Below are 17,481 nucleotides of genomic sequence, written 5' to 3' on the forward strand. Positions count from 1 at the left end.
GGAGTGCGCGCCTTAAGTTAGCGCGCATGCGGCTTGACCGGGCCATCCCAGGCCGTGGAGACTCGTTTCACCCGTCGGCTCACCAGGGGAAGATGGCCCGGTCGAGCCGAGCCATGACAGGAATATCACTGCCTCGGACGAGTCTTCCACCAAGCAGAACCAGCCCGCATCAGCCGCGGTCGTACGTTTTGTCTTCGTATCGTATGAAGCCCACCGGGGCGTGCACGAAATGCATCACGGCAAGATGCGGATTGTCCGGACCTGGATCGGCTTCCAAAGCCGGAATGAACATGCCCTGCAATTCGACCTGTGTGTCCACCTGAAACGGGATGTCTTCGCCGATACCGCCATTGGTGATCCGGATAGCGACGAAGACGTCAGCCGTGTAGTCGGAACCGTCGTCCAGCGCTCGGAGGTCGTCGATCCAGATATGCTGGTGTTCGGCCCCATCGGTGGAAATGCGATCGCCTGGAAACACCCTCACGACCGTTGCCGAGACGTGCCGCTTCGTTCCCCGTGCGCTGCCATCGGGGTGGCGCAGGTGCATGTCATAGTGGTGATGGGCCATCGTCTGCCTTCCAAACGGACGCGGCAAACGTGGCGACCGCTCGCCATAAGGGTCAAGCGACATCCCGATGACAGCCTATGGGATTACTCGCTCTTTCAGCGCGGAATGCGTCCCTCGATCGGATAGGACGGATCATTGTAGCCAGGCGTCGAGGGATGACCGGGCGACACCAGTTCGTTGATGAACGCCTCGTCCCCCGCGTCCAGCCGAAAAGACAGCGCGCTGACGTAATCCTCCCACTGTTCCTCCGTCCGTGGGCCGCCGATCGCGGCCGTGACGAACCGGTTATTCAGCACCCAAGCAAATGCGAACTGACCTGGCGTCATGCCCTTCGCCCGTGCATGGTCCGCAATCTGGCGCGCGATGAGCAGGCTTTCGGGGCGCCACTCGGATTCCAGCATGCGCCGATCCTTCCGCCCTGCCCGAGTATCGGCCGCCGGCGGCTCATCGCTGCGGTATTTCCCGGTCAGCACCCCACGCGCGAGTGGGCTGTAGGGCACCACCCCCAACCCATAGAACCCGCAGGCCGGCAGATGCTCCGTCTCTACCTCCCGGTTCAGCGCGTTGTACAGGGGTTGGCTGACGATCGGACGGTCAATGCCGGCCTCGTCGCACAGGTGGCAGATCTCCGCCACCCGCCAGCTTCGATAATTCGACACCCCGAAGTAGCGGATCTTGCCTGCGCGGATCAGGTCAGCCAAAGCATGCACCGTTTCCGACAGCGGAGTTGCATGGTCTTCCTTGTGCAGATAGAGGATGTCGATTTCGCTCACCCCCAGCCGGCGCAGGCTCCCTTCCACCGCGTGCTGCACATGCCGCCGCGATACACCGCGCGCGTTTGGCCCGGCCCCGGTCGGGTTGGCGCATTTCGTCGCCAGGACCCACCAGCTTCGATGCTCCCGGATCGTGCGGCCGGTCACTTCCTCCGACTTCCCGCCGGTGTAGCCGTCGGCCGTATCGATGAAGTTCACCCCTTGATCCCGAGCACGGTCGACAATCCGAACCGCGGTCGGCTCGTCGGTCGGGCCGCCGAACATCATGGTGCCGAGACACAGGGGCGAGACCCGCAGGCCGCTACGTCCAAGGGATCGATAATCCATGTGCCATCCTCCCACTGTCGCCACCGCGGCGCTTGGACACCCCGCTCCAGACAGGATTGAATAGCCGCATGGAGAATCAATCAACCCGGCAGCCGGGGCTTTCCGCTTTGTTCGGCAGTTTCGCGAAGATCGGGCTTGCGGCCTTCGGCGGCGGGCTGGCCGCCTGGACGCGGCAGGAGATCGTGCAGAAGCGCCGCTGGATGGACGACAAGCAGTTCCTGTCCGGCTACGCCCTGTCCCAGCTCATTCCGGGAGCGACCAACGTCAACCTTGCCGTCTTCATCGGCACGCAGATGCGCGGGGTCGGCGGTGCTCTGGCCTGCTTCCTCGGCCTGACCATGCCTCCGGTGCTGATCGTGCTGGTCACCGGCTATCTCTACCTGCACAGCCAGGGGCAACCGAGCGGGGTGTGGGTCGGGGCCGCGCTGGAGGGCATGGGGGCCGTGGCGATCGGCCTGAGCCTGGGCACCGGCGTGCGATTGGGCCGGCACAACATTCGAGGTGTCGTGCCGATCGGGGTCATGACGGTTATCACCGTTTTGATCGGTTTGCTGGGCTATTCGCTGGTGCATGTGCTGATGGTGATGATGCCCATCAGCTTGTTGCTGACCTGGATCGTGCGGGCACGATGATCCAGACGCTGACGCGGCTGGCGCTGCTGTTCGGCGGCCTCTCGCTGCTTGCCTTCGGCGGTGGGTCCGGCGTGCTGCCCGACATGCAGCGGGCCTCAGTCGATCAGTATCACTGGGTTACGGCCAAAGAGTTCCTCGACATGTTCGCGATCTCCCGCGCCCAGCCGGGGCCAGGATCGTTGATCGTCGTCATGATCGGGCTGAAGGCGGCCGGGCTGGCGGGCGCGATGGTATCCTTCGTGGCGATGTTCGCACCGTCCTCCATTGCGGTGCACGTCATCGCCCGCTTCTGGCATCGCGCAGCGGCCTCGGCATGGCGGCAGATGGTGGAGCGTGCGCTGGCGCCGGTCGCTGTCGGGCTGACCTTTGCCAGCGGGCTCGCGCTGATGCGCCAGACCGAGCACGACTGGAAGGCATGGGTGGTGACAGCCGTCAGCACGGTGCTGTTCAGCTTTACAGAGATCAATCCGCTGCTGCTTTTGGCGGGTGGCGCGGCTGCAATGCTGCTTGCTGCGAGGTAGCGGGTGAGCGTATAGGGTTTACAACCCACGCTTGAGACCTTCATGAGAATTTCAGCCAAAATGGCTGCGTGTACGGGTGATGCCATACGGGGCATCCATCAATTGGCACGTCGACCGTACCGATCCTGAATGGCAACGGAACCGCGTTCTGCGGCCTCCGGCGGAACAGATCTGATCCCACTGCTGACCGCCATTTTCGACGCCGAGTGGTATGCGCAACGCTATCCGGACGTGATCGCGGCGAAGCTGACACCGCTGGCGCACTTCCTGGGCCACGGGGTCGAGGAATGGCGGGAACCCAACCCGTTTTTCCGTGGCGCCTGGTATATCGAGCATTACCCGGATGTCGGCGCCAGCCGCGCCAATCCTCTGATCCACTACCTGCTGTCCGGTGCGGCCGAACTGCGCAATCCGCACCCGCGCTTCGATGCGGCGTGGTATGTGGAGCAGCATCCGGAAGCGGCGGCCAATCCGTTACTCTACCATATCCAGACCGGCCTGAGCCGAGGCTACCTGACAGAGCAGCCGATCGACATCGCCGATTACCTGCCGGCGGCGCCTGGTCCTGCGAAACGCACGCGGGGGAAGCATATCCCGCGGCCACACGTGGATGTCGTGATCCCGGTCTATCGTGGCCTTGCGGAAACGCGGCGCTGCATCGACTCTGTGCTCGCCAATACGGCCGGGCCGCTTGGCCGTATCATTGTCGTGGAAGACCGTTCGCCGGAGCCGGCCCTGGTCAAATGGCTGCTCAGGCTTGCCGCCAAAAAGTCGATCCATCTCGTCCGCAACGCACGCAATCTTGGTTTCGTCCGCTCCGTCAATGCCGGCATGGCAGAAGCCGGCCGCAACGACGTGGTGCTGCTGAACAGCGATACCTTGGTGCCGCCCGGATGGCTGGAACGGCTGGCGAACCACGCCTATGCGGCCCCGAAGATCGCATCGGTCTCGCCGTTTTCCAACAACGCAACGATTTGCAGTTATCCGCACAACGACGGTGGACCGATCGCGTTCGGCCTGCCTGTCGAAACGATGGATGCGGCGTGCCACGCCGCCAACGCGGGCCGCTTCGTCGATGTGCCGACGACGGTCGGCTATTGCATGTATATACGGCGGGCCGCGCTCGACGCCACCGGCCTCTTCGATGCCGAACGCTTTGGCCTCGGTTACGGCGAGGAGAACGATTTCTGCCTGCGTGCGGCGCAACTGGGCTGGAGCCACCGTCTCGCCTGCGACACGTTCGTCTACCATGAAGGATCGGTCAGCTTCGGGGCAAAAGCCGAGGCGCTGATGAAGCGCGCGACCGAGACGATCCTGCGGCGCTTCCCCGACTACACCCGAACCATCGCGCGCCATGTCGGTCGGGGTGAAGTCAACCCGTTTCGTTTCGCCCTCACCGCCGAACTGTTCCGCGTCTCGAAGCGTCCCGTCATACTGATGGTGACGCACAGCCTGGGCGGCGGCGTCCGGCGCCACATCGAACTGCTGACCGAGCGCTTGGGGAAGGAGGCGCATCTGCTGCTACTGGAAGGAACCGACCGTGGCGGCACGCTGTCCGTGCCCTCCCTGCCCGGCCACCCGACATTGGATGTTCCGGCCGAGGGGCTGGATGACCTCGTGCGCCTGCTGCGCTCGATGGCTGTGTCGCGCATGCACATCCATCACCTGCTGGGGATCGACCTTGATATCCAGCGGCTTGTCCATCGTCTGGGTGTCCCATTCGACGTAACGATCCACGACTATTTCCCGCTCTGCCCGCAGATCAACCTGCTGCCGTGGCGGCACAGTCTTTACTGCGGCGAGCCCGACATCGCCGGCTGCAACACCTGCATTGCCCACTGCGCCTCGCACGGCGCGCGTGACATCGTCACCTGGCGCATGGAGCATTCCTGGATCTTTCGTGATGCCGACCGGGTGCTGTGCCCCAGCGCGGATGTCCTGGCTCGTTTGCAACGATACGGCCTGGCGGAGCGCGCCATCATTGCTCCGCATGAGCCGGCTGCCGGCGGCAACTGGCGCATCACACCACCCAGGCTGGTCAAGGGCGAGCGTCTGCGGGTCGCCATCCTGGGCACGCTGGTGCCGCACAAAGGCGCTCCGGCAGTCGCCGCCCTGGCAGTCCTCGCCGGGGGACGCACCATCGATCTTCACCTGATCGGCCATATCGACGGCAATTTCCCGGCGGAGGCGAGACGCCGCCTGAAGGTCACCGGCGAATATGTCGACGCCGACTTGCCGGACCTGATCAAGGCCATCGACCCGCACGTCATCTGGTTCCCGATGAGCTGGCCGGAGACCTACAGCTACACCTTGACCGCGGCGATCGACGCCGGCGTCGCGATTGCGGCCCCACGTCTTGGTTCGTTTCCTGAACGGCTGAACGGCAGACCGCTGACCTGGCTGGCAGATGTCGCCATCACGCCGCAAGGCTGGGTAGACCTTTTCGAAACGATCGCGACCGCGCTGCGGGCTTCGCGCCCCCGCCCGGTACGTCGCCCGCCGGTCGAGGACTTCTATGCCGACCGGTACCTTCGCCCGGCACGCAAACCCGTGCGGCGGGGAGCCAGACCACGCCTGGTGATCATGCCGGAACGTTTCGATATCGGCGCGCCGACGCCCTGCGGCTACATCCGCCTGATCCAGCCGTTCTCCCATCCCGCCATCACCGGTGATTTCGATGTAGCGTTGGCGGATAGCGAAACGGTCCTGGACCAGCCGGCCGATATCATCCTGACCCAGCGCTATGCCATACCCGACAGCGCCAGCGCGAAGCGTTTGACCGACCACGCTCGGAAGATCGGCGCCAAACTGGTCTATGACCTCGACGACGATCTGCTCAACGTGCCAAAGGACCACCCCGACGCGCGGGAGCTTCTGCCACTCGCCAAGGTCGTCCGTGACATGGTGATGCTGGCCGACACGATCTGGGTCTCGACCCCAGCGCTCGCGCGCAGTCTCAAGACACTGCGTCCCGACGCCGAGCTGATCGAAAACCGGCTGGATGAGCGGATCTGGGCCGCTCGGTCTGCCACCTCGCCATCACGCGAATCGCCGGTGCGCATCCTGGCTATGGGAACGACGTCGCATGAGCACGACTTCGATCTGATCCTTCCCGCGCTGAAACGGCTGAAGGTGGAATACGACGAACGCGTCGTCGTCGAGATCCTGGGCATGACGAGCCGATCGGACCTGCCGAAGGGGCTGTTGCGGATCGGGCCGCCGCGCCACGCGGCGGGGTCGTATCCAAGCTTCGTGCACTGGCTGACCTCCATCGAGCCGCCCTGGCATATCGGCCTCGCCCCGCTGTTGGAGACGCCGTTCAACGCCTGCAAGTCGTCGATCAAGGCCATGGACTATGCGGCCCTCGGGCTTGCTATCGTTGCATCTGATACCGACGTCTATCGCGGCAGCATCGCCGACGGGCCGGCCGGGCGGCTGGTGCCGAACACGCCCGAAGCCTGGTATGCGGCGCTGGACAGCCTTGTGCGCGACGCCATGACTCGCGGACGGATGATGGCGGCGGCCCGCTGCGCGTTCGCCGATCAGGCCAGCCTGCTGAAGTCCGCCCATATCAGGCGAGACGCGCTGTGCAAGCTCTTGCACGCCGGTGCACCCATCACCGTCTCGGCCGCATAAAGCCCGTCCGCCATGGCCGCACTTCCCAAAGATGAAGAAGCTGTTCTGCTGCCGATGTTCGAGCAGTTGTTCGATCGAGCGTGGTATGTAGCGCGCTATCCCGATATTGCGGCGGCGGACCTCGATCCGTTGCTGCACTTTATCCGCTTTGGCCTGACGGAGCAGCGTGATCCCAACCGCTTCTTCGACGGCGCTTGGTATCTGGAAAACCATCCGGACGTGTCGGCCAGCGGCTACCATCCGCTGAAGCACTACATGGAGCTTGGCGCCCAATCGCTGCGCCGGCCGCATCCGAATTTCGATGCTGCCTGGTATGTGAGCCAGCATCCGGAAGCCGCCGGCAACCCGCTAATCTATCACCTCCGGGTCGGCTTCGCCGCTGGTTACCCGACGGAAAAAACCCTGAATATCGGGGATTATCTGCCGTCCCACGCCGCCTGCCCCACGCTACCCCAGGGCATATTCGCTGATGTGGTCGTGCCGGTGCGCAACGATTTCGAGCGGGTGAGTTCCTGCCTGACATCGGTCATGACGGACCGCCAACTGCCGATGGCGCGCCTGATCGTTGTCGATGACGCCTCGACCGACGCCGCCATGACCACCTGGCTCGACCAGCTGGCCGCGGACGGGCAGATCCACCTGATCCGTAACCGCCGCGGCCTGGGTTTCGCCGCCTCCGCCAATCGCGGGATGCAGGACGCCGAGGGCCACGACGTCGTCCTGCTGAATGGTGCGCGGACCGTGCCGCCAGGATGGCTGGTGCGCCTCGCCGGTCACGCCCATGCCGATGCCGATATCGCCAGCGTCTGCGCGATGAGCCAGCAGGTCGGATTTGCCGGTGCGGCGCGCGCGCATCTCACGGATCTGCCCGACGACATGCCCCCCGAACGGGCCGATGCGATCTGCCGGGAGGCGAATGCCGGGCGGACGGTGGACATACCGGGGACGACTGGGGCCTGCGTGTATTTCAAGCTGGCGGCACTGGGCGCCGTGGGGGGCTTGGACGCAGGTTCCTTCCCGGATGAAACCACCCTGACCGATTTCTGCCAGCGGGCCAGCCAGCGTGGCTGGCGCAACCGGCTCGCGCTGGATTGTTTCGTTCCACAATCATCTGACGTGCGGCCGGCCGGTGAGTCGAAGGCGATCCTCTTGCGCTATCCCGACTTCACCACACGGGTCAAAGCATCACTGGAAAACTGCGAGCCGTTCCTGTTTTCGCTGCACGCCGCGCTGGTCCGAAGCGCGCGGCGTCCGGTGATCCTGATGATCTCGCACCACATGCGCGGCGGTGTTCGGCGGCATATCGACAACCTGATCGAGCGCTATCGTGGGGTGGCGGATATCCTGTCGCTGGAAGGCGGCGATCGGGTCATGACCCTCTACTGCGAAGGCCGCCAGGCGCGGCCATCCCTGGTGCTGGCGCCTGGGCGGATCGACGATCTGGTGAATGTGCTGCGCTCTATGAATATCAGCCGAGCGCATATCCATCACCTGCTGGATGTCGATATGGACATAAGGCGGCTGATCCACCGCCTGGATGTGCCTTTCGACGTTACGGTGCACGACTATTACGCAGTGTGCCCGCAATTGACCTTCCTGAAATGGCCTGACGGTATCTATTGCAACGAACCAGGTCCCGGCGTCTGCTCGGCTTGCATCGCCGAGAATAACCCGAACGCTGCGCGCGACATCATTTCCTGGCGCGGCGAACGGGCGTGGCAGTTCACCGAAGCCGACCGCGTCATCTGTCCCAGCGCGGACGTTGCCGCTCGGCTTGGCCGGTACGGTCTGGACGGCAAGGCGGTGGTGGTTCCACATGAAACGCAGTTGGAACCGACCTGGCGCGTGAACCTGCCCAAACTCGCAGGCCAAGCCTTGCGCGTTGTCCTGCTGGGTGTGCTGGCGGACCACAAGGGTGCGCATGTCGTGGCGTCGGTCGCCGAAGCCGCCGGGGCCGCGCTGTCGATCCACCTGATCGGGCATGTGGAGCCGCATTTCCCTGCTGACGCGTTGCCGCTTATCCGCCAGACCGGCCGCTATGCCGATGCCGATCTGCCGCGCCTGCTGAAGCAGGCCAAGCCACACGTGATCTGGCTGCCGTCCACCTGCCCGGAGACGTTCAGCTATACCCTGAGCACGGCCATCCAAACCGGCGTGCCGATCGTCGCCACCGACCTTGGGTCTTTTCCGGAACGCCTGGCCGGACGCCCGAACACCTGGCTGGTCGATCATCGCGCCACGACCGAGGACTGGCTTCAGGTGTTCGAGCAGGTGCGGGAGGCCCTGCGGGCTCCGTCGAAAGCACCTGCCGCGCCAAGGCCGCTCAGCGCCGGAAGCGAGAGAACGGCCCCTTATGTTACCTCGACGTCTCCAACCGTCATGGTGGGCGAAGGCCCGCCGTCCACGCCTCGCGGTACCGATGGCGATAAAGGCATGGATGGTGGGCCTTCGCCCGCCATGACGTTGAGAGGTCGGTATGCCTCTCCCAATAACCGCATTGCTCCACGCCGTGCACTTGTTCCGACGGATTTCTACGAAACGTCCTATCTCCGCCCCACGGCGCGCGTGCGGTCCGTGCGGCGGAAAATCGTCATAGTGCCGGAGCGCCAGGACAAGGATCAACCCACCGTAGGCGCCTTCCAGCGTCTGCTGCTGCCACTGGACCACGCGGCCGGGCATGACCACGAAATCGTCCTGGCCGACCCCGAAACCATCACGCGGTTCTCCGGCGACCTGATCGTCACCCATCGGCTGGCCTTCTCAAACCGCGAATCCGCCGACCGGCTCATCCGCCACGCGCGAGACATCGGCGCGGCGCTGGCCTACGACCTCGACGAGGACCTTGTCCATGTCACGCGCGGCGATCCGGAAGCGCACCGGCATGAGCGCGATGCCGACGTCGTGCGCCACATGCTGCGCGAAGCCGATGCTGTCTGGATCGCCAACCGCCGCCTGGCAAATCGCGTGGCCGGTATCCGATCCGACACCGAGGTTCTGGACACCCGCCTCGATGAACGGCTGTGGGACGCCAACCCGCCCCGCGCCCCGTTCTGGCCCGATCCCGTGCGAGTGCTGTGCATGGGCAGCATCCGCCACGGCCGGGATTACGAACTCATCGAGCCGGCCCTGAACCGGCTGCAGGCGGAATACGCGGCCAGGCTCGTCATCGACGTGATCGGCATGAACGGCAACCCTTCGCTGGGGGGCCTGATCCGGCGTCCGCCGATGTCGCGGCAATCCGTCCGCTCGCATCCGGCCTTTATTCATTGGCTCACCGAACACAGGCCGGCCTGGCATATCGGGCTGGCGCCGATGGTGGATGCCCCCGCGAACCGATACGCCTCGGACTTCAAGGTGCTGAATTATGCCGCGCTGGGGCTCTACGTCCTCGCCTCCGATGTTCCGGCCTATCGAGGGTCGATCGCGGACGGTCCAGCCGGCTGCCTCGTGCCGAACCGAGCGGATGCGTGGTATGCGGCAATCGGCAGCGTGATCCGTGACCAGGCGCTCCGGCGTGCCGGCTATAACCGCTCGCGCGCCGCCTTCCTGGAACGCGGGACACTGGCGAGCATGAAGAAGCAGCGCCGGACGGCGATCGAACGCGCCCTGAGGATGACCGGGGCATCCGCGGACGCCTAACGCCTATTGCGCCCAACCGGGTGAAGGCCAACTATTCGGCATGATCTCGATCACGTCCCTACCGGATCGCGGCGTCATCGCCATAGAGGGCGATGACCGCGTGGCCTTTCTGCAAGGACTTGTGTCCAACGATGTGGCGGCCGTGCGCCCAGGCCACCCCATCTGGGCCGCGTTCCTGACGCCCCAGGGGAAATGGCTGGCGGATTTCTTCATCATTGATGACGGCTCCCGCCTGCTGGTGGATTGCGAGCGCCAGCAAATGGAAGATCTGGCGAAACGGCTGTCTCGCTATCGTCTACGCTTGCGGGTGACCCTGCAACCGGAGCCGGAGATGACGGTGCAGGTCGCCTGGGGCGGCAAGCCGGCGGCAGACCAGGGATTTGTCCCGGACCCCAGGTTGCCGGACTTTGCCTGGCGCAAGGTAACAGGCTCCCCAGAACCGACGACCGCGACGCCGGAACAATGGGACCGTTATCGTTTGTCCGCCGGACTGCCCGACGGGTCCAAGGACATGGAAACGGATCGCAGCGTCCTGCTGGAGGCCGGGTTCGACGAACTCAACGGCGTATCCTGGTCGAAGGGCTGCTACATGGGCCAGGAACTGACCGCCCGCACCAAATACCGCGGCCTGATCAAGCGCCGCCTCGTGCCGGTTACCATCGAAGGTCCTCTGCCGGAGCCTGGCAGCCCGATCCTGCGCGACGGAATCGAAGTCGGTACCATGCGCTCGGCCAGGGACGGTCTCGGCCTGGCCACGTTGCGCCTGGACGCGATGGAAAGCCGGCTGACCTGTGGTGACGCCAAGCTCACACCGCGCGTGCCGGATTGGATGAGGCTGCCGGCGACGCAGACCTGACGGTCAGTCGAGCGCCGCGTGGGCGGCATCGGGTGCAGGCGCCTTCGCGTCGTATCTCGGCCGCCGCATGAACACCAGCAAGGCCAGCGACGACAGGGTGGTGAACACCATCAGGCGATAGTCGTTGATATAAGCGATGATCTGGGCCTGCTGATTGACCATCTGGTCGAGAACGGACGCGCCATGCACCGTCGCCGGGTTCCAGTGCTGGGCGACCGCCCCGCCGGTCTGAAGCGCTCGATTGAACGGGTTGACGTATGAGCCGATCTGCTCATGCAGCACCTGCGTGTTGTGCGCCAGAAGCGACGAGGTCACCGAAACGCCGATCGCCGCCCCGATGTTGCGGAACAGGCTGAACAGCGACGCGCCGTCCGTCCGATATTGGGATGGCAGGGTGGCGAAGGCCAGGACCTGCAACGGCAGGAACACAAGGCCCAGACCGCAGCCTTGCACCATGATAACCATGATGATCCGCCATTGCGCGATGTCGGGAGTCCAACTCGTCATCTCGTGCATTGACCAGGACAACGCGAAGATTCCGGCCGCCATCAGCCAGCGGGGATCCAACTTGTTGGACAGCCGCCCACTGAGCATCATCGCCGCCATCGTGCCGATGCCCCGCGGCGCCATGATCAGACCGGCGGCCTCCACCGGATAGTTCGCCAGGTTCTGCAGCCACGGCGCCATCAGCGACGAGCTCGATACCAGCACCGTTCCGGTGGTGAACATCAGCGACAGCCCGGCGGCGAAATTCCTGTCGAGGAACAGCAGCGGCGGGATGAACGGCTTCTTTGCCGTCAGCATGTGGATGATGAAGAGGTAGACCCCGAGACCGCCCAGCACCGCCTCCGTAATGATCTCCCGCGAGGTGAACCAGTCCTGGTTCTGGCCGCGATCGAGCATCATCTGCAGGCCGCCGATGCCCAGCGACAGCACCGCGAAGCCGATCCAATCGAACTTCAGGCTGAAATTGCCGAACGACCGGGGCATGAAGAACAGCAGGCCCAACGTCGCCAGAATGCCAAACGGCAGGTTAATGTAGAAGACGAAGCGCCAGTTGTACATCTCCGTCAGGTAGCCGCCGAGGGTTGGGCCGAGGATTGGCCCCACCATCACGCCGATGCCCCAGATCGCCATCGCTTTCCCGCGCTGCTCCGCGGGGTAGATGTCCATCATCGTCGATTGCGACAGCGGCACCAGCGCCGCGCCGAACACACCCTGCAGCAATCGGAAGATGACCATCTGCGAGAGCGACTGTGCCGCTCCGCACATCATGGAGGTGATCGTGAACCCAATTAGGCAGGTGATGAAAAGGTATTTGCGGCCAAACCGGGCGGCGAGCCAGCCGACCGGAGCGGTCATGATGGCGGCAGCGGTGATGTAGGAGGTCAGAACCCAGGTGATCTCGTCATAGGTCGCCGACAGACTGCCCTGCATATAGGGCAGCGCCACATTGGCGATCGTCTGATCCAGCGCCTGCATGAGCGTCGCACCCACTGTGCAGAGGGTGATGATCAACCGATGCGGCACTCGATCAGAGGAGGACTGGGGCTCCATGGAGCCCTATTAGAACAGATCTCCCCAGGCGCGCTTGTTTATTAGAATAAGTCCCGCCAGGAGCGCTTGTGCCCGGTGTCGATGTCGGCGATCACGCTCATGCCCGCGCGCAACGGTGGGTCGCCCTCCTTGCGCAGGACTTTGATCCGGACAGGGATGCGCTGCACCACCTTCACCCAGTTGCCGGAGGAGTTTTGCGCCGGCAGGAGAGAGAATTCCGAACCGCTGGCCGGGCTCAGGCTCTCCACCACGCCGCGCCAGGTCTGGCCCGGATAGGTGTCGTCGCTGATCGACACCGGCTGGCCGAGGCGCACCCAGGTGAGCTCGTCCTCCTTGGGCTGGGCAGTGACCCAGATATGGTCATCGGAGACCAGCCCGAAGGCGGCGGTGCCGGCGGAGAGGTACATGCCCGGCTGCAACTGGTCGACATTCGTGACATAGCCCGAGAAGGGGGCGTGGACGACGCTGTGCCGCTGCGCCACCAGGGCGCTGTTCAGCGCGGCGAGCGCGGTCCGGTATTCCGGCATCTGCTCGACCGGGGTGTCCGCATCGCCGCTCAGCTTGGCAAGCTGCAATCCGGCGGCGGCTTCGAGCTGCGCGAGCTGGGCCTGGGATGCCTGCACGGTGTAGCGGGCGTTATCGTAGGTGGCGCGCGTCACGCCGCCATTGCCCACCACCGCGGCGTAGCGTTGCAGATTGGTCTGGTCCTCCGCGAGCTGGGCGTGCTGCGCGGCGATCTGCGCCAGCGCCTCGGCATAGCCGCGCTTGGCGGCGTTGATGTCCAGCACCGCCTGGGCAAGCTGGGCCCGGGCATTGGCCACCGCAATGCCGAAATTGGCCGGGTCGAGGCTGAACAATGTCTCGCCGGCCTGCACATGCTGGTTGTCATGGACGTAGACTTTGCCGACCAGCCCGGACACGTCGGTGGAGAGCGAAACTTTCGCCGCTTCGACATAGCTGTCGTCGGAGGAGACATATTGGCCGCCCTGCAGCCAGAACAGCAGCACGCCCAAGGCCAGGGCCAAGGTTCCGCCAAGCATCAGGATGGGACGCAGGAGGCTGGTGCGCCTGGCCTGTCGCTGCGAGGTTTCGCCCGGTGCCGCGGCACCGGGCCGCGCGGCCGGTTGGTCCCGGGCGACCGTGTTCGTTTGCGACATTACCCCGTCTCCTTCATTGTTTCCGCGGGTTGTTCCCGCGGTGCGTTTTGCTCGGGGGCAAGCAGCAGATTGGCCTTCATGCGCTGCAGCCCTTGCACCATGGTGGCGCGGGTTTCGGCGGACAGTCCGGCCCCGACAAAATCGGCCACGGCGGCGCGCTGCCGGCTGATCTCATCCAGCATGGCAGTGGCGGCGGGCCGCAGATGCAGCCGCCAGATCCGCCGGTCCTGCATGTCCGCCCGGCGTTCGACCATGCCGAGCGCGACCAGCCGGTCCACCAGCCGGGCCACCGTGATCGGCTCCACCTCCAACAGGTCGGCGGCCTCCTTCTGGCTAAGGCCGGGGCGGTAGGAGAGCCGCAGCAGCAGCACCCATTGCGCCCGGGTCATGCCCTGAGTGCGCGCGCGCTTATCGGCCTCGACGCGAATCAGCCGCGCGACGTCGTGGAGGAGCAGAAAGAGATCACAGTCGAAGTCTTGTCCCATAGCGGAACATATAATAAGCCTGCTTATTATTTTTAGCCGCGTGGATTCCGTCTATCTGGCCAGCGTACTGTGCAGGACCGGAATGATCCCCGACAAGGCGATCTGCACGCCGATGCCCAGGAGCAGGAACGCGGCGATGCGCGAAACGACACTCCGGCCGGATTTGCCGAGCACAGCGGCCAGATGTTCTGCCGTGCTGTAGGAGGCCCAGATGATCATGGCCATCGCCAGCGCCGCCAGGCTAACCCCGGTATAGAAGGCGGCCGTGGCGGCGAACGTTCCCGGCCGCTCGGTGCCGAGCGAGACCGCGACCGCGATCGTCCCGGGCCCGGTGGTGAAGGGCAGGGTCAGCGGGAAGAACGCGTACCCGGCCAGATCTTCGGTGGCGGCCTCGCTGACCGGCTTCGCCTCTTCCTGCTTGCGGGCCGAATTGCTGTCCGGCGCGGAGAGCATTTCATAGGCGCGGGTGCCGACGACGATGCCGCCGGCGATACGCAGCGCATTCAGCGATATGCCGAAGAAGCTCAGAATATAGGTGCCGGCCCAAAGCGCCACAAGCATGACCAGAGCGGAATAGATCGCGACCCGCTTCGCCAGGGCAATGCGCCGCTCATGTTCCTGCAGCGCCGTCACCTCGTGAAAGATGATGGAACCGCCCAGCGGGTTGACGATGGAGAACAGCGCCGGAAAGGCCAGCAGAAATGCCCCGAGGGCGCCTTGGAAAATCATGGCCTGACCCTAGAGCATGAGGGTGTTAGAGAGAAGAAAGCGGGCGCTTTTTGAAAAAAGCGCCGCAAAAACTTTTATCGACGCTGGGCCGGCGGCGTTGAAACCAGCACGGCCCAAAATAACAAAGTTTTTTTGCTACTTTTTGTTCACAAAAAGTAGCGTTTCCTTTCCTTACTTGCCTTTTTAGAGCACGCGGCCGGCGACTGCTTGCAGTTTCGCCAACATGGCCGGGTCACGCGCCTCCGGGGCGGTGATCAGCGCATATTCCAGGGCGCGGTCGCAGCCCGCGGGGCAAGGGCCCCGCGCGCTGCCGATTTTCGGCAGCACCGCCTTCACCAGGTTGCGCGCCTTGTCGGCATTGCCGAGCAGCACCTTGATGACGGCATCCACAGTTACCGCGTCATGGTCCTCGTGCCAGCAATCATAGTCGGTCACCATGGCGACTGAGGCGTAACAAATCTCCGCCTCGCGGGCGAGCTTGGCTTCCGGCATGTTGGTCATGCCGATCACCGAGTAGCCCTGCGCCTTGTAGGTCAGGCTTTCGGCGAGCGAGGAGAATTGCGGCCCCTCCATGCAGAGATAGGTGCCGCCACGCGCGAACGCGATGCGCTCGGCCTCGGAAGCGGCAGCGAGATGCTTGGCGAGCAACGGCGACACCGGATGCGCCATCGAGACATGCGCGACGCAGCCCTTGCCGAAGAACGAGCTCTCGCGCTTGTGGGTGCGATCGACGAACTGGTCGACCAATACAAAAGTGCCCGGCGGCAGCTCTTCCTTGAACGAACCGCACGCGGACAGCGCGACGAGGTCCGTGACCCCCGCCCGCTTCAGCACATCGACATTGGCGCGATAGTTGATGTCGGACGGCGACAGCGCGTGTCCATGGCCGTGGCGCGGCAGGAACACGATCGGGAGTCCCGCCATCTCGCCGCGTCGGAGCGGCGCGGACGGCTCGCCCCAGGGGCTGGTGATCGCCTCCTCGCGAACATTTTCCAGCCCCGGCAGATCGTAGATGCCGGATCCACCGATGATCCCCAACACGGCTTTGGTCATGATCGCTCCTCACGGTCCCGCAACGGCGACGGAGGGGTGACCCAGCCCGATCGGGCTCGCCGGACGTTCGGCCATACTGCGGCGCAGTAATCACTGCGCGGCTGTCACTTGCAAGGCAATTCCAAGCTAACAGGAAAGCAGCCGGCCCAGGCACCCGAAGGGTGAACCCGGAATCTCGAGATTCCGGGTTCGCTGCTTCGCATCGCCCCGGAATGACGGCGAATCCGCTATTTTGCGACGAACCCTGCCGCATTCATCAGCGAGGCATTCTGCTTGTCGTCATCCTCGAGGAACTCGACCATGTCCTTGCCGGTGAGGAAGATCGGCTTCAGCGCCTGCTTCTCCATGTAGTCCTTGTATTCAGCCGTCTGCGTCACCTTCTGAAACAGGTCGACATAGAACGCCTGCTGCTCCTGCGTGACCTTGCCCGGCAGGAACATCGCGCGCAGCATCAGATACTGCACGTCGAGCCCCTCCTCCTTGCAGGTCGGGATGTCGTTCCAGGATTGCGTGTCGGTGACCTTGGTCTTGTAGGAGATGCGCTCCTTGTCGAACACGCAGAGCGCGCGAACCTGTCCGGCGCGCCAGACTTCGAGGTTCTCGCTGGGATTGTTGACGTTGGACTCGGTGTGGCCGCCGACCAGCTGGGTCGCGGCCTCGCCGCCGGACTTGTACGGCAGGTAGGAGAACTTTGCGCCGGTCTTCTGCTCCATGAAGACGGTCAGAACGTGATCCTCGCGCTTGGAGCCCGTGCCGCCCATCTTGAACGGCGCGCTCGCCGCCTTCGCGGCAGCGATGAACTCCTTCACGGTCTTCGGACCGGAGGCGTTGTCCCACAGCACGAACTGGTCGAGTGCGATCACCGACACCGGGGTGAGGTCGCGCCAGTTGAACGGAATCTTGGCCGACAGCGGCAGCATGTAGATCAGCGAATAGGCGATCAGCACCTTGTTGGGATCACCCTCGCTGGACTTCATGTACATCAGCGCTTCCGCACCCGACGCGCCGCCCTTCAGCGACACCACCATCGGCTGCTTCATCAGATTGTTCTTCTGGATCGCCGCCTGCATCATGCGCGCCATCTGGTCTGACGCGCCGCCGGCACCGGCCGCGACCACGATTTCGACCGGCTTGCTCGGCTCCCAGCCGGCAAAGGCCGGCATGCTCAGCAGCAGGGCCGCGATTGCAGCCGTGGTTTTAACAATCTGTCCCACGTGTTTCTTCCCTATCTATTTGTTCGGCTTGGCAAAACGTGCGAAGCGGCGGGCTCGCGTCATTGTGCCCAGAATGCGGGTGAGTTCAAGCCGCGAACTGCCGCATGGCCTATGACTTTGGAATGAGGTGGGTGCGTCGCTTCGCTTAGCATAACCGCTTTGCAACAGTCCCGTCATCCTGAGGAGCGCGGAACGCGCGTCTCGAAGGATCGACGGCCACCAGCCGGGCCGTGCATCCTTCGAGGCTCGCTCCGCTCGCACCTCCAGCGACAAAGGCAAAGCCTTTGCGCGGGGATGACGGTTTGAGATACGCGCACGTGGGACGAGAGCAATC

The 17,481-nt window shown here is 64.3% G+C and carries 13 protein-coding genes; 5 read left to right on the forward strand and 8 right to left on the reverse strand.

The genetic code is table 11. The annotated features are described in order from the left end of the window. Nucleotides 1–169: 169 nt before the first annotated feature. Together VL752_RS11925 and VL752_RS11930 are read right to left on the reverse strand one after the other, a co-directional pair. Entirely contained in the window at nt 170–568 is a 399-nt protein-coding gene (locus VL752_RS11925) for a hypothetical protein (protein WP_325355446.1), read from the reverse strand. Nucleotides 569–663: 95 nt separating this feature from the next. Further along, the gene (locus VL752_RS11930) at nt 664–1,668 is read right to left on the reverse strand and encodes an aldo/keto reductase (protein ID WP_325355448.1); all 1,005 of its coding nucleotides are present in this window, start codon (nt 1,666–1,668) and stop codon (nt 664–666) included. Between the two features lie 68 nt (nt 1,669–1,736). Between VL752_RS11930 and VL752_RS11935 the strand changes: the two genes are divergently transcribed. The 5 genes from VL752_RS11935 (at nt 1,737) to VL752_RS11955 (ending at nt 10,952) form a co-directional block, all read left to right on the forward strand. Next, the gene (locus tag VL752_RS11935) at nt 1,737–2,300 is read left to right on the forward strand and encodes a chromate transporter (RefSeq protein ID WP_325355450.1); all 564 of its coding nucleotides are present in this window, start codon (nt 1,737–1,739) and stop codon (nt 2,298–2,300) included. Next, entirely contained in the window at nt 2,297–2,821 is a 525-nt protein-coding gene (locus tag VL752_RS11940) for a chromate transporter (RefSeq protein ID WP_325355452.1), read from the forward strand. The genes VL752_RS11935 and VL752_RS11940 overlap by 4 nt, the downstream gene beginning before the upstream one ends. A gap of 129 nt (nt 2,822–2,950) precedes the next feature. Then, nucleotides 2,951–6,457, forward strand: coding sequence for a glycosyltransferase (locus VL752_RS11945; RefSeq protein WP_325355454.1), 3,507 nt, complete (start codon nt 2,951–2,953; stop codon nt 6,455–6,457). A 12-nt stretch (nt 6,458–6,469) separates the two neighbouring features. Then, nucleotides 6,470–10,096 carry a glycosyltransferase gene (locus tag VL752_RS11950; protein WP_325355456.1) on the forward strand — a complete coding sequence of 1,209 codons (3,627 nt, stop codon included), beginning with the start codon at nt 6,470–6,472 and terminating at the stop codon, nt 10,094–10,096. Between the two features lie 40 nt (nt 10,097–10,136). Beyond that, complete coding sequence (locus tag VL752_RS11955) at nt 10,137–10,952, forward strand: YgfZ/GcvT domain-containing protein (RefSeq protein WP_325355458.1); 816 nt, start codon at nt 10,137–10,139, stop codon at nt 10,950–10,952. Between the two features lie 3 nt (nt 10,953–10,955). Here the strand turns inward: VL752_RS11955 and VL752_RS11960 are convergent, their stop codons facing one another. The 6 genes from VL752_RS11960 to VL752_RS11985 all read right to left on the reverse strand — a co-directional run bounded on the left by VL752_RS11960 (nt 10,956) and on the right by VL752_RS11985 (nt 17,096). Then, the gene (locus VL752_RS11960; protein ID WP_325355460.1) at nt 10,956–12,470 is read right to left on the reverse strand and encodes a DHA2 family efflux MFS transporter permease subunit; all 1,515 of its coding nucleotides are present in this window, start codon (nt 12,468–12,470) and stop codon (nt 10,956–10,958) included. An 80-nt stretch (nt 12,471–12,550) separates the two neighbouring features. Continuing rightward, nucleotides 12,551–13,666, reverse strand: coding sequence for an HlyD family secretion protein (locus tag VL752_RS11965; protein ID WP_325355462.1), 1,116 nt, complete (start codon nt 13,664–13,666; stop codon nt 12,551–12,553). Then, nucleotides 13,666–14,151, reverse strand: a complete 486-nt coding sequence (locus tag VL752_RS11970; protein ID WP_325355464.1) for a MarR family winged helix-turn-helix transcriptional regulator — start codon at nt 14,149–14,151, stop codon at nt 13,666–13,668. The genes VL752_RS11965 and VL752_RS11970 overlap by 1 nt, the downstream gene beginning before the upstream one ends. A 51-nt stretch (nt 14,152–14,202) precedes the next feature. After that, nucleotides 14,203–14,880, reverse strand: a complete 678-nt coding sequence (locus VL752_RS11975) for a MarC family protein (RefSeq protein ID WP_325355466.1) — start codon at nt 14,878–14,880, stop codon at nt 14,203–14,205. 183 nt (nt 14,881–15,063) lie between these two features. Next, nucleotides 15,064–15,933 carry an S-methyl-5'-thioadenosine phosphorylase gene (locus tag VL752_RS11980; RefSeq protein ID WP_325355468.1) on the reverse strand — a complete coding sequence of 290 codons (870 nt, stop codon included), beginning with the start codon at nt 15,931–15,933 and terminating at the stop codon, nt 15,064–15,066. Nucleotides 15,934–16,160: 227 nt separating this feature from the next. Further along, nucleotides 16,161–17,096 carry a Bug family tripartite tricarboxylate transporter substrate binding protein gene (locus tag VL752_RS11985; protein ID WP_325355470.1) on the reverse strand — a complete coding sequence of 312 codons (936 nt, stop codon included), beginning with the start codon at nt 17,094–17,096 and terminating at the stop codon, nt 16,161–16,163. Nucleotides 17,097–17,481: the final 385 nt, after the last annotated feature.

The sequence above is a fragment of the Acidisoma sp. genome (genome assembly GCF_035492295.1).
Lineage (GTDB): Bacteria > Pseudomonadota > Alphaproteobacteria > Acetobacterales > Acetobacteraceae > Acidisoma.

What these genes read in the sequence shown, in the direction of transcription:
- VL752_RS11975 (WP_325355466.1), bottom strand. Translation starts at nt 14,880, where the DNA reads ATGATTTTCCAAGGCGCCCTCGGGGCATTTCTGCTGGCCTTTCCGGCG.
- VL752_RS11980 (WP_325355468.1), bottom strand. Translation starts at nt 15,933, where the DNA reads ATGACCAAAGCCGTGTTGGGGATCATCGGTGGATCCGGCATCTACGAT.
- VL752_RS11935 (WP_325355450.1), top strand. Translation starts at nt 1,737, where the DNA reads ATGGAGAATCAATCAACCCGGCAGCCGGGGCTTTCCGCTTTGTTCGGC.
- VL752_RS11965 (WP_325355462.1), bottom strand. Translation starts at nt 13,666, where the DNA reads ATGTCGCAAACGAACACGGTCGCCCGGGACCAACCGGCCGCGCGGCCC.
- VL752_RS11925 (WP_325355446.1), bottom strand. Translation starts at nt 568, where the DNA reads ATGGCCCATCACCACTATGACATGCACCTGCGCCACCCCGATGGCAGC.
- VL752_RS11930 (WP_325355448.1), bottom strand. Translation starts at nt 1,668, where the DNA reads ATGGATTATCGATCCCTTGGACGTAGCGGCCTGCGGGTCTCGCCCCTG.
- VL752_RS11970 (WP_325355464.1), bottom strand. Translation starts at nt 14,151, where the DNA reads ATGGGACAAGACTTCGACTGTGATCTCTTTCTGCTCCTCCACGACGTC.
- VL752_RS11955 (WP_325355458.1), top strand. Translation starts at nt 10,137, where the DNA reads ATGATCTCGATCACGTCCCTACCGGATCGCGGCGTCATCGCCATAGAG.
- VL752_RS11940 (WP_325355452.1), top strand. Translation starts at nt 2,297, where the DNA reads ATGATCCAGACGCTGACGCGGCTGGCGCTGCTGTTCGGCGGCCTCTCG.
- VL752_RS11985 (WP_325355470.1), bottom strand. Translation starts at nt 17,096, where the DNA reads ATGCCGGCCTTTGCCGGCTGGGAGCCGAGCAAGCCGGTCGAAATCGTG.
- VL752_RS11945 (WP_325355454.1), top strand. Translation starts at nt 2,951, where the DNA reads ATGGCAACGGAACCGCGTTCTGCGGCCTCCGGCGGAACAGATCTGATC.
- VL752_RS11950 (WP_325355456.1), top strand. Translation starts at nt 6,470, where the DNA reads ATGGCCGCACTTCCCAAAGATGAAGAAGCTGTTCTGCTGCCGATGTTC.